This is a genomic window from Bacillus sp. JJ1503 (assembly GCF_036965125.1).
Classification (GTDB): domain Bacteria; phylum Bacillota; class Bacilli; order Bacillales; family Cytobacillaceae; genus Cytobacillus.
In genome coordinates this window covers 1-3,146 of record NZ_JBALOZ010000213.1, presented here as the reverse complement: position 1 = coordinate 3,146, position 3,146 = coordinate 1, and the positions used below count along the sequence as shown (strand labels likewise).

Annotated in this window: 2 protein-coding genes; both read right to left on the bottom strand. The window is 36.2% G+C overall.

All coding sequences use genetic code 11. The features are described from left to right. On the bottom strand, window positions 1-1,949 hold a 1,949-nt coding region (locus V7149_RS16225; protein ID WP_335346646.1), incomplete at its 3' end, for a methyl-accepting chemotaxis protein. Between the two features lie 104 nt (window positions 1,950-2,053). Next, the coding region (locus tag V7149_RS16220; RefSeq protein WP_335346645.1) for a CapA family protein at window positions 2,054-3,146 on the bottom strand (1,093 nt) is incomplete at its 5' end.

The window sequence follows — 3,146 nt, the reverse complement described above, 5'->3', positions numbered from 1 at the left end:
TGCTGAGAAATGGATACAACGCTATCAACTGAAGAAGAAATCGATTGGCTGCTTTCAGAAAGTGTTTCACTTGCATTGGCGATTTCATCGATATCATGAGCGAGACTCTCAATAAAGCGAAACATCTTAGAATAGCTTTTCGCTGTATCGTTTGCCATTACTGCACCTTCAACAGCTGATTCTCTGCCAAGATCAATATTTTCCAAAGCTTTTGATGAATCCAGCTGTATTTCTGAAATAAGACTAGATATTTCATCAACAGATTGGCGGCTTTGCTCAGCCAGTTTCTTTACTTCCTGTGCTACTACCGCAAAACCTCTTCCTTGTTCCCCAGCTCGAGCCGCTTCGATTGAAGCATTTAAGGAGAGGAGGTTAGTTTGTTCAGATAAATCATGGATAAGTAAGGTAATATCATTTATCGTTTGCAGTTTACTATCAAGCTTTTTCATAATTGTCGCAGAATCACTAGACTGACTGACAATCATATTCATTTTATTATTCATATTTTCCATTGCTGCCTGTCCTTCTGATGTAACAGATTTCGTCTCTCTTGCATGATCTACAATTTTACTGATTCGATCAGACATCGAACGGACAGCTAGATCATTGTTTTCTACATGCGTAGAGATATTTACCATATCAGAAGCAAGCTGCTCAGATCCACTCGCTACTTCATCCATGGCAGAACTAACTATATTGGTTACATGTGTTGAAATATTTGCCTGTTCATTTAGAATCTTAGAATCATTTTCGACTTTATGTATAAGCTGATTCATTTTATTGGCCATCGATCTTAAGCTATCAATCATATGATTGACAGAATGAAATAGATGACCGATCTCATCCTTTGAGTTAATATCCATTTTCATAGACAAATCACCATTTGCTACAGATTTTAGAAAATCGGACAGCTTAATTATAGGCCCGATGAAATACTTAGCGAAAAAGAAACTGATTAAAATAGACAAAGCGAGAAGGATCAGGACAATAATAATTTGAATAAATAATAGTTTTGAAAAGATGCCTTGAAGCTCCTTATCGGCAGTTGCTATTCGTTTACTCATGTTTTGCGAAATCTGTTCGGAAAAGGATTTAATCTCATCTTGGGACAGAACTGAAAAAATTTGCCAGCCAGTTTCCTCATCTTTTTCACTAACATACGTCACTTCGTTAATATCTAAATAAATGTTGCCGTTGCTTTTTTCTTTAAATATCGGCAGAGAAGAGATATTTTGATTTTTTGCAACAAGATCATGTTCTTTATAGGCTAAGAGGGCACCTTCTTTATCGGTTAAAATCACATATCCAGTATTTCCAACCTTCGTATTTGCAATAGATGCAGTTAATTTTTCGAGTGATAAATCTGCACCAAGAACACCATACAATCGGTCATTTAAGTAAAGAGGCATACTGACAGTTACCATATATGTATCTGTGCCGGCATCAAGATAAGCATCGGTAATAAAGTAGTCATTTTTCCCACTTTCCTTTAAAGGTGCATACCACGGCCTAGCTGTTGGATTATAATCATCAGGGAGATTATAGTCGCTTGGATAAATGAAAAATTCCTTGTTTTCAGTACCTAAGTACATATTAGAAATAAGATCATTCTGCTTTGCTATTTTTTCAAATAAAATGACCAATTCCTCTGGACTATCTGAATAAACTTCATTAAAACTAGCGATCGTTGCTAAATCACTCTTTGCACGTGAAATGATTTGATTTATAGATGCTTTAACATTTTTCGTTTCGTGATAGGTCAAAGTACCTGCGTAATGCTCAGCAAAACCACTTACATCCCTTTGAGCGTCCGTTGAAAGGCCACTTGTTAACTTCCGGCCATTTTCGGAAAATAGATTCACAGAAATATAGGTAAAACCAGTACTAATGGCAATGATAAGTATCATTGTAGATAGTACACCAAAAATGAGTTTTGTTTTTAGTGACATGAAATCCCCCCTAAGCTCTACTAACTGTATTATATATGATAGGGAGGAAGACCTAATCCGAAAATTTGAAAGTTGTATTACATTTTCCAAATAACTCAAGTTTTCTAAAGACTGCCGCTCATATGTTGCTGAATTTCTAAATATTTCTCTTGCGCATTTTTTAAACCGAAATTTTCTGCTTCGATTAGTGGGACGATTCGATAATTTCTAAGATTTTCTTTTGAGACATAAGTTGGGAAAAAATTAGGGTTGTCGAGTGTAATGGAGACACCATTTTCATTCACCTTTTTTGTAATATTAATGGTCGCCATCCCGCCAATATCCTTGTAATCCCAATTTTGTCCGGAAAGAAAATTACCTAATGAGTATACAATTAGTGCTTTTCTTCCATCTTGTGCTGTTAGCCATTCCATCGGCTGTAATACGTGAGGGTGATGACCAAATAAAATATCTGTTCCTTCATTAATTAAATATTGTCCTAGTTCTTTTTGTTCAGCAGTGGGGAAACGCTGATACTCATTTCCCCAGTGCAGGCTCATGACAACGACATCAGCTTCTTGTTTAGCACGTTGTATTTCTTCTTTCATTGCTTCTTTATCTATTAAATTAACAAGGAAATCCTTACCCTTAGGAATGGGTATCCCATTTGTCCCATAAGTATAGGAAAGAAAGGCAACCTTAATTCCATTTTTATTGAGGATGATTAGTGATTTCTGTTCCTCTGGGCTTTTATATGTGCCAACATGGGGAAGTCCGATTTTATCCATATAGTCAATGGAAGCCACTAGCCCTTTTTCTCCTTTGTCAAGTGAATGATTATTTGCTGTTGAGACTATATCTACACCTGCTTGCAGTAATGCATCTCCGACTTCCTGGGGACTGTTAAAAAGAGGGTAGCTGGAAATGCCGAATTCTTCTCCTCCTAATATTGTTTCCTGATTGGCGAGAAGGATATCTGGTTCCTGAAGAATAGGTATAATAGGTTGAAACATTGGGGTGAAATCATAACCACTTTGCGTTTTGGCATCATTATAAACCCAATCATGAATTAGAATATCACCAATTGCTCCAAGAGTTACTGTTTCAATTATTTGCTTATGGCTAACAGATGCTTGTTTTGCTGCATGTACTTGAACTGTTAGTGGAACAGCTTTACTATTTTCGCTTTCATTATACATTTTAAGAATCAAAGCAGTT